The organism is Photobacterium aphoticum, assembly GCF_001029435.1.
GTDB classification, from domain to species: domain Bacteria; phylum Pseudomonadota; class Gammaproteobacteria; order Enterobacterales; family Vibrionaceae; genus Photobacterium; species Photobacterium aphoticum.
In genome coordinates this window covers 103,661-119,293 of the sequence record NZ_LDOV01000027.1, presented here as the reverse complement: position 1 = coordinate 119,293, position 15,633 = coordinate 103,661, and the positions used below count along the sequence as shown (strand labels likewise).

General features: G+C 46.6%; 15 protein-coding genes and 1 pseudogene. 8 read left to right on the top strand and 8 right to left on the bottom strand.

Annotated elements, in window-relative coordinates:
- Nucleotides 1–31: 31 nt before the first annotated feature.
- The 4 genes and pseudogenes from ABT58_RS15450 to ABT58_RS15435 form a co-directional block, all read right to left on the bottom strand.
- Nucleotides 32–430, bottom strand: coding sequence for a VOC family protein (locus tag ABT58_RS15450; RefSeq protein ID WP_047875318.1), 399 nt, complete (start codon nt 428–430; stop codon nt 32–34).
- Nucleotides 431–793: 363 nt separating this feature from the next.
- Nucleotides 794–1,045: a hypothetical protein gene (locus tag ABT58_RS15445; RefSeq protein WP_229821629.1), complete on the bottom strand. Its 252-nt coding sequence runs from the start codon at nt 1,043–1,045 to the stop codon at nt 794–796.
- Nucleotides 1,046–1,176: 131 nt separating this feature from the next.
- On the bottom strand, nt 1,177–2,625 hold the full coding sequence (locus ABT58_RS15440; protein WP_229821633.1) for an ArnT family glycosyltransferase: 1,449 nt from the start codon (nt 2,623–2,625) through the stop codon (nt 1,177–1,179).
- Between the two features lie 275 nt (nt 2,626–2,900).
- A pseudogene (locus tag ABT58_RS15435) lies at nt 2,901–3,902 on the bottom strand (glycosyltransferase family 2 protein); the annotation flags it as partial.
- Between the two features lie 139 nt (nt 3,903–4,041).
- On the opposite strand from ABT58_RS15435, the gene ABT58_RS15430 reads away from it, so the two are divergent.
- Nucleotides 4,042–4,722, top strand: a complete 681-nt coding sequence (locus ABT58_RS15430; RefSeq protein ID WP_047875316.1) for a response regulator transcription factor — start codon at nt 4,042–4,044, stop codon at nt 4,720–4,722.
- Nucleotides 4,719–6,023 carry a sensor histidine kinase gene (locus tag ABT58_RS15425; RefSeq protein WP_229821628.1) on the top strand — a complete coding sequence of 435 codons (1,305 nt, stop codon included), beginning with the start codon at nt 4,719–4,721 and terminating at the stop codon, nt 6,021–6,023. Before ABT58_RS15430 ends, ABT58_RS15425 begins: the two co-directional genes overlap by 4 nt.
- On the opposite strand, the gene ABT58_RS15420 is transcribed toward ABT58_RS15425, so the two are convergent.
- Nucleotides 5,974–6,435: a GtrA family protein gene (locus tag ABT58_RS15420; protein WP_082211126.1), complete on the bottom strand. Its 462-nt coding sequence runs from the start codon at nt 6,433–6,435 to the stop codon at nt 5,974–5,976. The two genes, ABT58_RS15425 and ABT58_RS15420, sit on opposite strands and share 50 nt — an antisense overlap.
- 164 nt (nt 6,436–6,599) lie before the next feature.
- On the opposite strand from ABT58_RS15420, the gene ABT58_RS15415 reads away from it, so the two are divergent.
- From ABT58_RS15415 to ABT58_RS15400, 4 genes are all read left to right on the top strand, one after another.
- A complete protein-coding gene (locus tag ABT58_RS15415; RefSeq protein ID WP_047875314.1) occupies nt 6,600–7,511 on the top strand; it encodes a polyprenyl-phosphate transporter in 912 nt (303 codons plus the stop codon).
- A gap of 118 nt (nt 7,512–7,629) precedes the next feature.
- Nucleotides 7,630–8,139: a hypothetical protein gene (locus ABT58_RS15410; protein ID WP_053063105.1), complete on the top strand. Its 510-nt coding sequence runs from the start codon at nt 7,630–7,632 to the stop codon at nt 8,137–8,139.
- Nucleotides 8,136–8,726 (top strand): SCO family protein, encoded by a 591-nt coding sequence (locus tag ABT58_RS15405; protein WP_047875313.1) that lies wholly within the window; start codon nt 8,136–8,138, stop codon nt 8,724–8,726. The genes ABT58_RS15410 and ABT58_RS15405 overlap by 4 nt, the downstream gene beginning before the upstream one ends.
- A gap of 175 nt (nt 8,727–8,901) precedes the next feature.
- Nucleotides 8,902–9,165 (top strand): Lpp/OprI family alanine-zipper lipoprotein, encoded by a 264-nt coding sequence (locus ABT58_RS15400; protein ID WP_047875312.1) that lies wholly within the window; start codon nt 8,902–8,904, stop codon nt 9,163–9,165.
- 39 nt (nt 9,166–9,204) lie between these two features.
- Here the strand turns inward: ABT58_RS15400 and ABT58_RS15395 are convergent, their stop codons facing one another.
- Nucleotides 9,205–9,876, bottom strand: a complete 672-nt coding sequence (locus ABT58_RS15395) for a response regulator transcription factor (RefSeq protein ID WP_047875311.1) — start codon at nt 9,874–9,876, stop codon at nt 9,205–9,207.
- Nucleotides 9,877–10,703: 827 nt separating this feature from the next.
- Here ABT58_RS15395 and codB point away from each other — a divergent pair.
- Together codB and ABT58_RS15385 are read left to right on the top strand one after the other, a co-directional pair.
- Nucleotides 10,704–11,945 carry a cytosine permease gene (gene codB, locus ABT58_RS15390; protein ID WP_047875310.1) on the top strand — a complete coding sequence of 414 codons (1,242 nt, stop codon included), beginning with the start codon at nt 10,704–10,706 and terminating at the stop codon, nt 11,943–11,945.
- Between the two features lie 13 nt (nt 11,946–11,958).
- On the top strand, nt 11,959–13,260 hold the full coding sequence (locus tag ABT58_RS15385; protein WP_047875309.1) for a cytosine deaminase: 1,302 nt from the start codon (nt 11,959–11,961) through the stop codon (nt 13,258–13,260).
- Nucleotides 13,261–13,374: 114 nt separating this feature from the next.
- Here ABT58_RS15385 and ABT58_RS23520 read toward each other — a convergent pair whose 3' ends face one another.
- Nucleotides 13,375–14,598: a S1 family peptidase gene (locus tag ABT58_RS23520; RefSeq protein WP_053063104.1), complete on the bottom strand. Its 1,224-nt coding sequence runs from the start codon at nt 14,596–14,598 to the stop codon at nt 13,375–13,377.
- 316 nt (nt 14,599–14,914) lie between these two features.
- Nucleotides 14,915–15,397, bottom strand: coding sequence for a hypothetical protein (locus tag ABT58_RS15375; protein ID WP_047875308.1), 483 nt, complete (start codon nt 15,395–15,397; stop codon nt 14,915–14,917).
- Nucleotides 15,398–15,633 lie beyond the last annotated feature (236 nt).

The window sequence follows — 15,633 nt, the reverse complement described above, 5'->3', positions numbered from 1 at the left end:
CCGATTATTTCATCAACGGTTAATATGGAGATTATAAATCCCAATCGAGGTTCTGAAGTACCACACGATATCCGTCAATATCTTCAAATGTTTTACCTACTTTCCCCCAATACGGATTTGCCGCATCTACCACCACAAAACCCGCATCAATCATACTACGGCACGCACGTTCCCACGCTTGGCTACACGGGATATAAAAGACCAATAAATGCTCACCACCCGGTGCTCGGCCTACCGTTTCTCCGACTTTACTGACAAACTCAATGTGATAACTGTGCTTCTTGTGCCCCAGTACAATCCCATCAAAACCATCATGATCTTCAAATTGCTTGAGCACATCAAAACCCAGTGCTTTGCTGTACATCATTGCTAATGCTTTGACATTATCTGTCGGTCTAACCACACGCAGCGTTGAATCAATCGGTAACATAACGAAACAAACTCCATTTCTCGTTGCAATTTAATTAAATAGTATGACTCAACCCTCCGTTATTCAATATCACTCTCCGCGATAGCGCACATTCCTTGATGTCTATCACACTCAAATGATAACAAAATAATATTTATCGCTATCCGCCCATTACCCTTCGCTATTTTTAATTACAAAATATCTCTTCTGGCACATGAAACTATTCCCCTACATTTATCATTGATATTCCAATAAATAGCCATTCTCACCGCAATAAAGAGGGCGTATTTCCTTGTTTATTTTATCTATAAAAAAAGAGGCAGCCTATAATAGCTGCCTTCAGATAAGAAAGGTGACATCTTTGAGATATACAGTTACCGTCAACTACGACAACTCACCACTCGCAAGCAGTGAGATACTGTCTGGCGTAAATTTTTGATAACTGATTTCTGCTTTTTGGGGCGGATAGATGAATTTGATCACCTTGACGACATACTTGGCAATCACATCACCATTCATGTCTTTTTCATCATACCAGAACCAATCCACATCCATTTTTTTGCCTTCGTCCCACTTCATATCCGTGCGAACAAACGCATGCTCACTGGGTATTCCCAGTAACTCACGGTACATCATGATACTCCAACCTCATTCTTTACGAACTAAACTGAAGCCATAATTCCATAATTTTAATGTGGTCAATGTTTGTTAAATCACAGTTTAAATATTGACCACTTCCACAGCACAAATAGATGTTTACGTTGTGATCAACTACCGACTTTGCAATGCACCAACTGTCGCTTCGCTGACTCCGCACGCAATTCACAACGCTGTTTATCCCACAAGAAACCGGATGGAACCGCAGATTTCTCAAGCACTAAGAAAGCATCTTGACGTTGTTCCTGCAAAAATGTGCTCAGATCGGTCGTCATTTGCTGGGCTTTACCGGCTGAATAAAACTGTGCCGAAAATGGCCGTTTGTTGATATACACCAACGCACTATTTTCTTTTTCTGCCTGTGTAGACCACGCTGCCATCAGTTCTTTTTCAGGTTCTTTCCCCACAAGGTTCAGGTTAAGCAATCCCGCCACCAGCACTAACAACACCGGCGTGATAAGGCCAATTTTAAACACTTTCTCCGGCAGCGGTTGACGCGTGTGATACCCCGCAATCAGCAGGCCTAAAGCAGGCAAGCCCGGCATCACATAACTTGGCAGAATGTTCCCCGCCATCGTGAACAGCAGCATGGGAGACAACAACCAGCACCACAAATACCCCATATAACCTGTCTGAGTCGTTTGCACGCCCTCCTCTCCCGCTTTGAAAAAGCGAGCGACTTGATAGAACAACACCGGCGCCCATGGCAAAGCAGCCAAGAACCAGAACAACCAAATAGTGCCACGTACTTCATCATGGGCAGAGCCGTACAAGTCCCCCTGCCAACCACTCACCACAAAGCGTTTAATGTGCTCGCCAATAATGAAATAGTTCAGAAAGCCCGGACTTTGCCACTCGGCCAGTACATACCAAGGCAGTGAAATGGCCAAAAATAACAGCGTGCCTTTCACCCAGGGCAAACACGTAGGAATGCGTTTCCAGCGTTGATCTTGCGCCAACCACAGCGTCAGGCTGATCCCGACCAACACCATGGTCAACGGCCCTTTCGCCAACATGCCAATCGCTAAGCCGACGAAAAATAGGTATCCCCAGAAACGAGACTGCTTTTCCCAACTTAGCCAGAACCCCACCATGCTCAATGTCACGCCCAAGGTCAGTGCGGTATCTGTCATCACCGCACCGGCAATCACGATAAAGGCGGTGGTCGTTGCCAGAATACCTGTGGCTAACCATGCTTCATCACGCCCTCGTACCTTAGCCGCGAGGATCCACGTCAGCACAAGGATCATAATGCCTACCACCCAATGCGGCATGCGAGCGGCGAATTCACTCACGCCCAACCATTCAAAACCGGCAGCACTGAGCCAGGTAAAGAGTGGCGGCTTGCCCCAAAATGGCACGTTGTAATCAAACATGGGGGTGATCCAATTACCCGTTTCATACATGATGCGGGCCATTTCCCCGTAGCGGGCTTCCGTCGTATCCATTAACGGATACACACCCAACGTGAGTAATCGAACCAATACCGTACCGATAGCCAAGACCATCGCATAACGGGTTAATGTTAGTAGCGTTTTTTTCTGACTCACGCGGTTAATCCTTTTGCCACTGCTCGATTGTTGAAAGCTTGATTATTAAGAGCCTGATTGTTAAAGGCTGTATTGAATGATTGTTGAACGTGTTTACCTAATGACTGTGAATGCGGTGCTTGGGCTAATTCTGTCGGTATATATTGCATCCAGTTGTAAGTCATCGCGCGTTGCTCACGTGATTGCGATTGAGATGACGATGCCGAATCGGCCGCGTTATGCATCGTCTTGCTATCAGACGACGCCGTATTGGCCTCTTTACCTTTGCGCATAGCATCTTCCATCACCACAAAAAGCGGTCGTTGCTTGGCTTCTATAAACAACCGCCCCACGTATTCGCCTAATAAACCAATCGACAGCAATTGCACGCCGCCCAAAGTCAGCACCACCAGCATCATGGAGGGATAACCTGCAACCGGATCGCCAAATAACAAGGTTTTCACGAACACCGTGACCGCAAACACTAAAGCGGCGAGTGAAATCAGCAATCCTGCCGCCGTCGCTAATCGCAATGGTCGAGTACTGAATGAGGTGATCCCTTCAAACGCCAAATGACATAACTTGCGGTAATTCCATTTGGTTTCACCCGCCAAACGTGGATCGCGATCAAACTGCAATGTGGTGCGTTTAAATCCCGGCCAAGCGAATAAGCCTTTCATGAAACGGGTACGCTCTGGCAGTTTATTAATTTCATCCACCACACGTCGGTCAATCAGACGAAAATCGCCGACATTTTCCGGGATTGGCATTTCAGTAAGGTGGTTAATCAGTTTGTAGAAGGCTGCTGCCGTAAAACGCTTAAACCAACTTTCGCCATAACGCTGACGACGCTGCATGTCTACCACGTCATAACCCGCTTGCCATTGCTCGACCATGGCAGGGATCAGTTCTGGGGGATCTTGCAAGTCCGCATCAATCAAAATCACCGCTTGCCCGCTGGCAACTTGCAATCCCGCACTCATTGCCGCTTCTTTGCCGAAATTGCGGCTTAATCGCAGGGTACGAACCTGATGGTGTGGACTGGTCAGTTGAGAAGCAATGGTCCAGCTCTCATCGCTGCTGCCATCATCCACATAAATCAGTTCGCAGGCATGGGGTAATGCATCAAGCGCGGCACACACGCGTTCATGGCAGGTGGCTAACACTTCCTGCTCATTAAACATAGGAATAATAATGGAGAGATACGGTGTCGTTCCTTGCTGTGCAAATTGACCTGTCGCGTCTTGCGCTGAATGGCGTTTGCCGCCACGTTCGCGATGCTGTGACAGCACGGTAATAGAAGACATAATGAACCTCGAAAAATAACCTGACTCGTTCTTGGTGCATAAAGTACGTCATACCGTGTGTGAAAAAGGTCATCGACATTTTTTTCACCTTTATTTATGGCATTATTAGGCTGTTCTCCTTATTCCTACAGGCTATTTCATGAAGCTACTTCTGGTTGAAGATCATCAAGATATCGCGGGCGTCATTTTCGATTTCTTTGAAATTAAAGGATACACCCTCGACTATGCCAACAATGGCCAACACGGTTACGAGTTAGGCCGCACAAACCATTATGATTTGATCATTCTGGATGTGATGCTGCCAAAAATGGATGGTTTTACCGTTTGCCGCCAACTGCGTGAACAAGGCATTGATACGCCTATTTTGATGCTGACGGCACGAGACACCCGTGAAGATACCTTGGAAGGCTTTCAGCATGGCGCAGACGACTATTTGGTGAAACCATTTGATCTCGACATTTTAGAAGCGCGCATAAAAGCCTTAACCCGTCGCCGTCAGGGAGAAACCGCTGTCTCCACGTTAGCGTTTGGCGATTTACAATTGGATCTCAGCAGCCATAACTTAATGCGTGAAAACTGCTGCTTTGCCTTAAACCCGACGCTGTTTACCATTTTGAAATTGCTGATCACCCGAGCGCCAAAAGTAGTCAGCAAGCAAGAACTCATCGCAGCGTTATGGGGAGATGACGAACCGGAAGGCAATGTCCTGCGTAGCCACATCTATCAACTGCGCAATCAAATCGATAAGCCATTTAAACACGCATACATCAAAACCATTCCCAAAGTGGGCTATCAGCTTATCCAAAAAGGTGAAGAATGAACCCAGCACTGATGAAGGTAAGAAGCGCCAAGCAAATCACCTTTACCTATTTCTCTATCATCGCTTTTGGCATTGTGACGTTGCACTTCTCTTTGTTAGACGCCACCTTAGAGAGCTTTGAGCAAATCAATGCCAATAACCGATTGATTTATGCCAAAGGGATTGCGGAAAACGCGCTATCTCATCAACGTATTGACGAATTTTCTATTCCACCTTTTAGTCATGCGTATTTAGATAAAGCCTTACTGCCCAACGATTTGGTCTTACCGCCCGATCTACCGCAAGATAAAGCCATCGAGCTGTTTGACGATGATGCGGGTGTGACGGACTATTTCGTGATGCACACCACGGTCAATGTCGCCGGTAAGCCAACGCCGATTTATCTGCTGTATTTCGATGATATTTATGAGATCAGTGAAGAAGAAGTGTTTTGGAACCAAGCCAAGCAGTTACTCATATCCATTGTGTTATTTGTGATCAGCTTAATTGTGGTACTCAAGGTGTCTAACCGTTTAACCCGCCCTATCACTCAACTGGCCAATGATCTTGAGCAACGTAAAGCCGACGATCTGTCTCCGATTGTCGCCCCCGATGGCATTGCCTCGCGCGAGTTGCTGCAATTAGTCGACAGTTTCAATGAATACAACCAGCGTATTTGCGGCTTGATTGAGCGTGAGCGTGCGTTTAACCGCTATGCCAGCCATGAACTGCGCACGCCGCTAATGGTGATGAAAGGGGCAATTTCACTGCTCGGGCAATCCAATGACCCTAAGTTCATTGATAAACAACGTCAGCGCTTGCTGCACGCCAGTAATGAGATGAATGATTTTGTCACCACATTATTATCCCTCACTCGTGATGATGATCTCGACAAACAAACCGAGCGTGAACTCGATTACGATGAAATCGCCGATATCATGCACGCCCATGAAAGTTTACTGAGTCATAAACCCGTGACGTGGGACGTGCAGATAGACGAGCCCGTTTCAGTGAAAGTGCCGGAAACCACCTTCAAGATCCTGCTGGGTAATTTGGTAAAAAATGCGTTTGCCTGCACCGAGGAAGGCAGCGTGACCGTCACAGTGACCCATAATGCCATTACCGTCTGCGACACAGGTATTGGTCTGGGTAGCAAGCCCCGTGGCGTAGAAGGCTATGGATTAGGATTGCTCATCGCCAAAGACATTTGCCATAAATATCACTGGGAACTGCACCACAGCAACCGAGAGTGTGGCGGCTGCTGTGCGGCCATTACGCTGGTGCCGAACGAAACACCCAACGATCAGCCAACGTATAGTTAATCACCATCCCTAAGAGAATACCGGGGATCATGGCAAGATACGGCCAGCACTGAATGAAACGTGCGCTGTATTCTGTCATGCTCCCCGGATTCATGTCCCCCAGCGTCATGAACAACGACGTTTCTAGCCACATCAATACTGAGTAACAGCCCACATTGGGGATAAAGCCTACACACGACGCAGCCAAAAACTGCCCCCATTGTTGAGAGATTGGCGTCGTGTTTTTATTCTCCCTAAAGGTCAACTGCCTATTCAGCCACCAATTTGACGTCGCCGCGATCCAAAAAGCCGCTCCCCGTGCCAGCGGTAACGGCAGCCAATGTGACAACACAAATAACGATGTGGCATCCACTAAAAAGCCGCACCCTCCCACCATGGCGAATGTAAACATACGTTGGTATTGCTTTATCATGAAAATCATCCAATTAACGCGTTTACTCCGTACCTTACGCATCAACAGATGTAAAAAATGTCTAAACAGCGGTTTCTCGTTGCGCCCTCAGTGAAAAAGGACTTTTTTTTCACCTTAAACAGGTATAATGCCACCAGTTTCTCATTCATTTAAAACGGAAAACCATGAGTAAAGTCTTTACTTTTCTAAAAGGGATGGCCATGGGTGCAGCAGACGTTGTACCGGGCGTATCTGGCGGTACTATCGCCTTCATTACAGGTATTTACGACACGCTGCTGGAAAGCATTCGTCGTGTAAACCCTAGCCTGATTGGAATTTGGCGTCGCGAAGGCTTCAAAGCCGCGTTTGCCCATATCAATGGCACCTTCTTGATCTTGCTGCTATCGGGTATTTTGACCAGTATCTTCACGCTGGCACGCGTGATTACCTGGATGCTACACACTCACCCAATCCCACTGTGGTCTTTCTTCTTTGGTTTGATCATCATCTCTGTGATCCACATGTTTAAGCAGGTGGAACAGTGGAATGTGGGCCGTGTGATTGCCGTGATTGCCGGTACCGCTTTTGCTTATGGGATCACCGTCTTACACCCGCTTACTATGGAGCCGACTTACCTGAACATTGTGATTGCCGGTTCTATCGCCATTTGTGCCATGATCCTGCCAGGCATTTCAGGCAGCTTCATTTTGCTACTGATGGGTATGTATGGCCCTATTCTCGCTGCCGCTAAAACGGTTGATGTCGTTACGCTGGGGCTGTTTGCCACCGGCTGTGTGATTGGCTTGCTGTCATTCTCACATGTGCTGTCATGGGTACTGCGTCACTACCGTGATATCGCGTTGACCTTCCTGACCGGCCTGATGATTGGTACCTTGAGCAAAATCTGGCCTTGGAAAGAAACCCTGACTTGGCGCACTAACTCAAGCGGTGAACAAGTGCCATTGCTTGAGCAAAACCTGTCACCATTCAACTTTGAACACGTAACAGGCCAGCCAGCTCTGCTTGCTTATGCCATCATCGCGATGATTCTGGGCGTTGGCTTGGTATGGGGCCTGGAAAAAATGGCTGAGAAATAATCCAGCCTTACAACTCGCCGTCCCATCCTGACCCGTTCGAGAGGCAAGATGGGACGACTTTCTACCCGCTTCATCACAAAATAACAACCCGCTTTCAACACCTTATATAACGGGTGGTATGATCGGCATCATTGTTTGTGTCGGTGCCTCCTCTATGCTTATTACCTTCCATAAATACGCGCTGTTTGTTGGTATCATTGCCATCGCATTGATGCATTACTTCTATACCGATCCCACTTCGTTGCCCCATCACACGACGTCTGTAACAGAAAGCATCCAGCCTTGTGTGTTATCAACAACGCCGTGCCAACAAGGTGATGCCACCATCACGCTCGATAAAGATGTGATACGTCCGATGGAAAAGGCCCGTATTGTTGTTGAGTGGCCAGCACTTTCTGAGGATATTGAACAATTAGCCTTGTCATTAGAAGGCGAAGAAATGATGATGGGAGTTTACCGTATGCAGTTAATGCGTGAGGCGGGTACTTCGCATTTTTCTGGTGAGCTTATGCTGCCTTTTTGTACATCAGATGCCATGACGTGGGTTGGCAGTGCACATCCCGTTACGGATGATCCGCAGGCACCTCACCGTAACCGCCTCTCTCTTTCAATAAGGATGATAAAGTGAAATACCAATGGATAATCCTCGCGTTGGCATTAGCCGGCGGCCTCATCGCCAGCCTGGTCGTTAATCAACGTGACAATGCCAACTTTGAACCTGACTACCCGATAAGTTTGCTCGAAACCAAAGACAAAGCCGTAGATTTATATAATGCGAATGACCCTCGCATTCGTGTCATTTATTTTGGTTACACCCACTGCCCCGATGTTTGCCCTACCTCACTGGCGGTATTATCTGCGGCATTGCAGCAAATTGAACCTGAACAGTTAGCCCGTTTGTGGCCGATTTTTATCACACTCGACCCTGAACGCGACACGGCTGAAAAAAGTGCGGAATACGCTCAGTACTTCCATCCGTCCATCATCGGCATGACGGGTACAAAAAAACAAACCAAAGCACTGGCTGAAAAATACGGTGTGCTTTACATGAAAACGGAACTTAAGGATTCTGCGCTGGATTACGCGGTAGACCACAGTTCGTACTTCTATTTCCTTGCCCCAGACGGCACTTTAGTGAAAAAAGTACAGCATACACTCAACCCCAATATGCTGGTTGACGCCATTAATACCGTGCTGGAAACCCCAGCAAGCTAAGGCTTACAGCCCTTTAAATTAACCCGCTGCGGCGGGTTTTCTCATCTTTGAGAGAAAAAAATTCCTAAAAAAAGGGTGTTTAAGCAGCAATTTGAGCCATCTCTGCCATACTAATTCTGCCGATTGATTATTTAACACTCGGTTTGTAGTGGCAAACAAAGGAGAAGAAAGAAAAATGAACCGTTCATTATCTATCCTTACCGGTATTATTCTGAGTGCGACTTTGATTGGTTGCTCAAGCTCAGACGAAGTCGATCAAATGCAGCAACTCACTAATAAAGTCGATATGCTCTCTGATCAGGTAGGTGCTTTGCAAAGCCAACAAGATCAAATGGCAGGCGCTGTTAACGATGCTCGTGCAGCATCAGATGCAGCATATCAAGAAGCAATGCGTGCTAATCAGCGTATTGACAACATTGCAAGTTCTTACAGAAAGTAATAACAAAAAGTGGCGCATTAAGCGCCACTCTTTTTTTATTTAGGCTAAATGCCCTACGGTTTCAAGAAAGCTGTATCCTTTTCCTCGTACCGTCTTAATATGGTTTTTAGAAAAACCAGACTGCACCATCTTCCTGCGAATGTTACTAATGTGCATATCTAAATTACGATCAAACGGACTCAATTCTTTTTTCAGTACCACTTGCTGCAATTCTGCTTTAGAAATCACTACACCGTGATGTTTAACCAGGTATTCCAGTAACTCACACTCAGTACCGGTCAACGGTAATTTCAATAACTGATCAATTACCACAGAAGCAGAATACCCTGCCCCACTTCGCTGACGTTCTAACTCAACACGACGCATCATGGCAGTGATACGTGCCAACAACTCCGGCACACGAAAAGGCTTTGGCATAAAATGATCCGCGCCAGCCTGTAAGCCACCTAATAATGTCGCCTCATCGTTTAACGCCGTCAGCATGATGATAGGTGTAGCAAATTCCGCACAGATCTGACGCGCGACTTCGATACCGTCAGCTTGCGGTAGCATCACATCCAATAGCACCAGATCAACAGGATTCTCTTTGAGATACGCTAATCCCGATTCACCACAATGGGCATAATGGACGTCATAACCCTCTTCGCGCAACACTTCATTCAATAGTTCGCACAGTACAACATCATCATCTATTACGAGTACTTTTGACACAAATTCACACTAACAAAAAATCATTATCATTACGATATGGATTATTGAGCGGATTGCCTTTCGTAGCAAGAAAAATATCATCAATAATTAACAGTTTTATTGCTATTAATTAGCCAGATTGGGGGGAAAGTGTGTGGATTTCAGCATGGCAAGATCATTGAATTTACATTGCTTTTGCATGTCATTTTATCTTGACTTTGGCAAAGCCAGCATGGGGATTAGCCTTCGAGCATTTCCCACAGAGTTACTCACAGGTTCTGTGGATAAGAAAGTTATCCACAGATTACAGCGCCGAGATTCTCTCCGAAACCGCCCCTATTATGAGAAAAAGCGAGCACCATGCATTTTGCACATAACATCGTTGTTACACGTCCATTCCACCCAACCAAACACCACAAAATAAGCCTTTAAAATAAAATACAAAGCAAGAAGCACATTTACAGCAATCTTGATGGTACCAGCAAAGAAAACACTTCACTCAGAGTACACTCGCGTGCCGCACCTTGATACGCAACCGTTTTCTATTCACGCGCAAAAATCATGAGATCAATTTTCTGCCCACTCAAACTAAAAAGCTAATTTATTTCAAAATAGTGACACCAAACAAGCTCGTACAAGACCAAAAAGAAACAACAAACCGGTTCGATACATCAAAAAATTCCAGCTTAAATTATTGAATTAAAATAGAAAACAATCACAAAATAAAAATACACGGCAATTTAATCGAAAATCGCATTGACTTCATGAAAGATTAAAATAAAATACGCGCCGTTTGCCTGACAGGTGGACATAACTTGACAGTGACTTATAACGCAAGAGGTATAACAATGGCTGGCGATAACAACTACAGTCTGGGGCCAGTGCCACAATCGGCACGCAAAGGTGTGATTTCCCTTACGATGGTGATGTTAGGGTTAACCTTCTTTTCAGCCAGTATGTGGACAGGGGGAACGTTAGGCACCGGCCTTTCATTTGATGACTTCTTCCTCGCTGTTCTTATTGGTAACCTCATTCTCGGTATCTATACTTCTTTTCTTGGATACATCGGCGCTTCTTCTGGCCTCTCTACTCATCTTCTTGCTCGTTTCTCTTTTGGTGCTAAAGGCTCCTGGTTACCCTCTCTGCTGTTAGGCGGCACACAAGTTGGTTGGTTCGGTGTTGGCGTAGCAATGTTTGCCATCCCTGTTCATAAAGCCACTGGCATTGATACCAACCTCCTTATTATCATTTCTGGTCTGCTCATGACCGTCACTGTTTACTTTGGCATTGCCGCTCTGATGATTCTGTCAGCCATTGCCGTTCCAGCCATCGCCCTTCTTGGCGGATACTCTGTTTTTGAAGCCATCGACAGCATTGGCGGCCTTGAAAACCTACAAGCCATTACCCCTGAACAACCGCTTAACTTCTCGACAGCCCTCGCTCTCGTTGTCGGCTCCTTTATCTCTGCCGGTACACTGACTGCTGATTTCGTTCGCTTTGGTAAAAAGCCAATGGGTGCCGTAATGGTGACCATGATTGCTTTCTTCCTGGGTAACTCCCTGATGTTTATCTTTGGTGCAGCAGGTGCAGCGGTAACAGGGCAAGCCGATATTTCTGAAGTGATGATTGCACAAGGCTTGTTGATCCCTGCCATCATTGTGTTGGGTCTGAACATTTGGACAACCAATGATAACGCGCTGTACGCTTCAGGCCTGGGTTTCTCTAACGTCACAGGCTGGTCAAGCAAACACTTATCAATGATTAACGGTATTATCGGTACCCTGTGTGCGGTATGGCTGTACAACAACTTTGTTGGCTGGTTAACTTTCCTATCGGCGGCAATTCCACCTATTGGCGGTATCATCATTGCAGATTTCCTGAAAAACCGTCATCGTTACAAAGATTTCGCGAACGCTGAATTTAAATCGGTTAACTGGGCCGCTATCATCGGCGTGGCCATTGGTGTCGCAGCCGGTCACCTGCTGCCAGGCATTGTGCCAGTCAACGCTGTACTGGGCGGTGCAATCAGCTACCTGATGCTTGACCCACTGTTAAACCGTCAAACCTCTACTCGTGCGACTCACGCATAAAGGACGCTTTACGATGCAAACCTCAACAACTCTGATTAAAAACGTCACACTGCGCGGCAAGGAAGGCCTGCATCAAATCCTAATTGAAGACGGTGTCTTCAAAACTATCGCGAGCATGGACGACGCGACCCTTGAAAACGCACTGGCAGAAAATGGCAAGGTGCTGGACGGCGAAGGCGGCATGGCGATTGCCCCATTCTGTGAGCCGCACATTCACTTGGATACCACCCAAACAGCGGGCGAACCGAACTGGAACATCTCCGGTACCCTGTTTGAAGGTATCGAGCGTTGGGCAGAGCGCAAATCCATGCTCTCTATTGAAGATGTGAAAAAACGCGCGAAGCAGACATTGAAATGGCAAATTGCCAACGGTGTACAGCATGTACGTACGCACGTTGACGTGTCCGACCCAACGCTGATTGCACTGAAAGCGATGCTGGAAGTGAAAGAAGAGATGAAAGACTGGGTCGACATTCAAATCGTGGCCTTCCCACAAGAAGGGATCCTGTCTTACCCGAACGGTAAAGAACTGCTGGAAGAAGCCGTACAACTGGGTGCTGACGTGATTGGTGCGATTCCACACTTTGAATTCACCCGTGAATACGGCGTGGAATCTCTGCACTACGCGTTTGAGTTGGCGCGCAAGTATGACCGCCTTATCGATGTGCACTGTGATGAAATCGATGATGAGCAATCTCGCTTTGTGGAAACAGTGGCCGCACTGGCGCACAAATACAACATGGGTGACAAGGTAACGGCCAGCCACACCACAGCAATGCACTCTTATAACGGTGCGTATGCCTCTCGCCTGTTCCGCTTGTTGAAAATGTCAGGAATCAGCTTTGTGGCTAACCCACTGGTAAACATTCACCTGCAAGGCCGCTTTGATGATTATCCGAAACGCCGTGGTATCACACGCGTGAAAGAAATGCTGGCGGCAGACATCAACGTATGTTTCGGCCATGATGACGTATTCGACCCTTGGTACCCACTGGGCACGGCAAACATGCTGCAAGTGCTGCACATGGGTCTGCATGTGTGTCAAATCATGGGCTACGAGCAAATCAACAATGGTCTGGATCTGATCAGCACCAAGTCTGCGCGCACTCTGAACATTCAAGATCGCTACGGCATTGAAACAGGTAAACCAGGTAACCTGTTGATCCTGCCTGCTGAAAACGGTTTTGACGCAGTTCGCCGTCAGGTGCCTGTGCGTTACTCTGTCCGCCACGGTAAAGTGATTGCAGAAACCCAACCTGCCACCACGCAGATCCACCTAGGTGACGACGCGGAAAACGTGACGTTCCGCCGCTAAGCGCTGACTCAAGATGTAACCCATCGCATCAGCCGTCAATTAAGCGCTGAATACAACAATGCCACCGCAAAACGGTGGCATTTTTTCTATCTGCTATTTGCTATAAATAGCCGATTACTTTTGCTTGCGACGCAACCAGCCTAGCGCAAACAGTGACAGTAAGCCTGCCCCAATCGTACCGCCTGATGAACTGTTCTCACGGAAGTCACAGTTTGTGTGACTCACACCGGATGAATTCGGGTTGCACATATCCGTGCGATCATCCGCAATGAAATCAGGTTCAACAACCGCGCTACCGGGTACGTTTGCAATGCTCTTTTGTACCCAATCGTAATACGTACCGACACGGGTGTAGAACGATGGACGAGACACAGAACCACACGTTGGCGTACCTACTACCCCACCGCTGACAATACCGATCTGCACCCAGTTACCATTTGCATCTTGTGCACGCAATGGACCGCCACTGTCACCTTTACACGAATCGGCACCATAATCTCCGGTATAAACCGGATCTTGCTCAACCGGGTTGCCGTCTTCATCCAGTTCCGGATCCGGCTCTACGATCGTAATATCATCACGAATTTCAGGCGAGATTGAACAAATCTTCGTGAGATCAAATGGGCTTTCAATGATCCCGTGAATAGAATTGCCTTGCTCAATCAACTGAAAACAGTCGGCAATCGGCAGGAAAGTTAATTCTGCTTGCTGCAAGGTATTCGGGGCTTCTGATGCACCAGGATCCACCGCTCCCCAGCCCGATACTGACGTATTTTTCACACGGTTGGCCGCATCCCATTCCGCAGCAAGTCGCGTATCGATTTCATTTGCGATCTCTGGAGAGGCCAGAGTAATAGGTGTCACGCTATCTGCCGGGAATGAACGGTGAACACGCAACAAGGCAATATCACTGTATAGACCTGTTTTATTGACAATAATGTCGCCATTATAGTCCTGTTCAAAATCACCATCTGGCATATAGTCAGGATGGACGACCACATGCGAAACAGAATATAAGTGAGCAACATCCGATAAGTCGATCGTCGCAGACCCCACCGCTACATTCAGATGTTGAGGTGGAATAACCATGTATTTGCCATTGGATCCAGGGGTCACCACACAGTGAGCCGCAGTCACCAGCCAATTATCCGCAATGACAGAGGCACCACAGTTGTGCGCGTTATCCATAGACACAATACGTAGCGATGCCATCCAGCTTTGTGTGCTGATATCGGTAACGGGATCACCCCCAACCACATAAGGGGTAATATTTGATGCGTTTACCGCCATTGCCGGAAGACACATCGCGGTTGCCAATGCCAGAAAAGCCTTTTTCATGCCTGATTACTCCAAATCCATATATAAAAAGAAGGGTAACAGTGACCTATAGGATGGAAAGGAATACAGTAAGATTATGCGAGTAATAACAGTGTAATAAGACACTTTCATCGATGCTTAACATCACTTTCGTGTCATTGATCACACTTGAAAAATCACGCATCACCTGACGGTGAACTTCTTACAACAGAGAATAATGAAAAAAGGTGAGCACGTTGCTCACCTCTTACATCTATTGCCACTATTTAATACGTATTTATCTTGTTCCGATCTTTTATTCAGCCATTAACGTTGAATAGTACGAAAAAAATCACGGCTATTGATTAAGCACTTCATTCCCGCTAATAGGACAGTGACTGGTGGTGATATCAAAATCAACATACTGCCCACCTAAGTGAGAAGCGATGGTCGGGTAATACCCGAGTTTCGCGGCCTCATCAATATCTTCCATTGCGATGGTATAAATATTAATCCCAAGCATTTTCACATTATTGGGCAGACAACTGCCCGTTTCACCGGACGCAAAGCACGTCTGTTCTGAGGTATCAATATACCCGCATTCTTCTTCTGAAATACCAAGGTTACTCAGGCCTGCATAATCCCCTTCCGGCAGATTATTAGGAATAAAGATCAAATCTTTTGCTTCATCCAATGAATAATATTCCGTCAAGTTCCCGATTTCTAATTTAAAGCCATCGACGGCAAAAACGCGTGTATTCCCTTCTATTGTTGCCTTAATATCTTCGTCTTCGCAGCCAAACAATGCGACTAAAGCAAGCAACATGATCCCTTTTTTCATACTCATCCTCAATCATATACGGCCACTACTTGGGCTTTAATGCCCTTAAATTTATGGAAGATCCATACTTATTGGCTAGCTTTAAATGAATGGAAGCGACAAGTTTAATGCATAGATATTTCTTTCATGGCACTTTTCGCATGAATTTTAAGCGGCATCGCATAGAATAGTGTGATCTTGATCTTGATTCCTTCCCTTCTCAAGATTTGATGGCATAATATAAACAGTACAGTTAC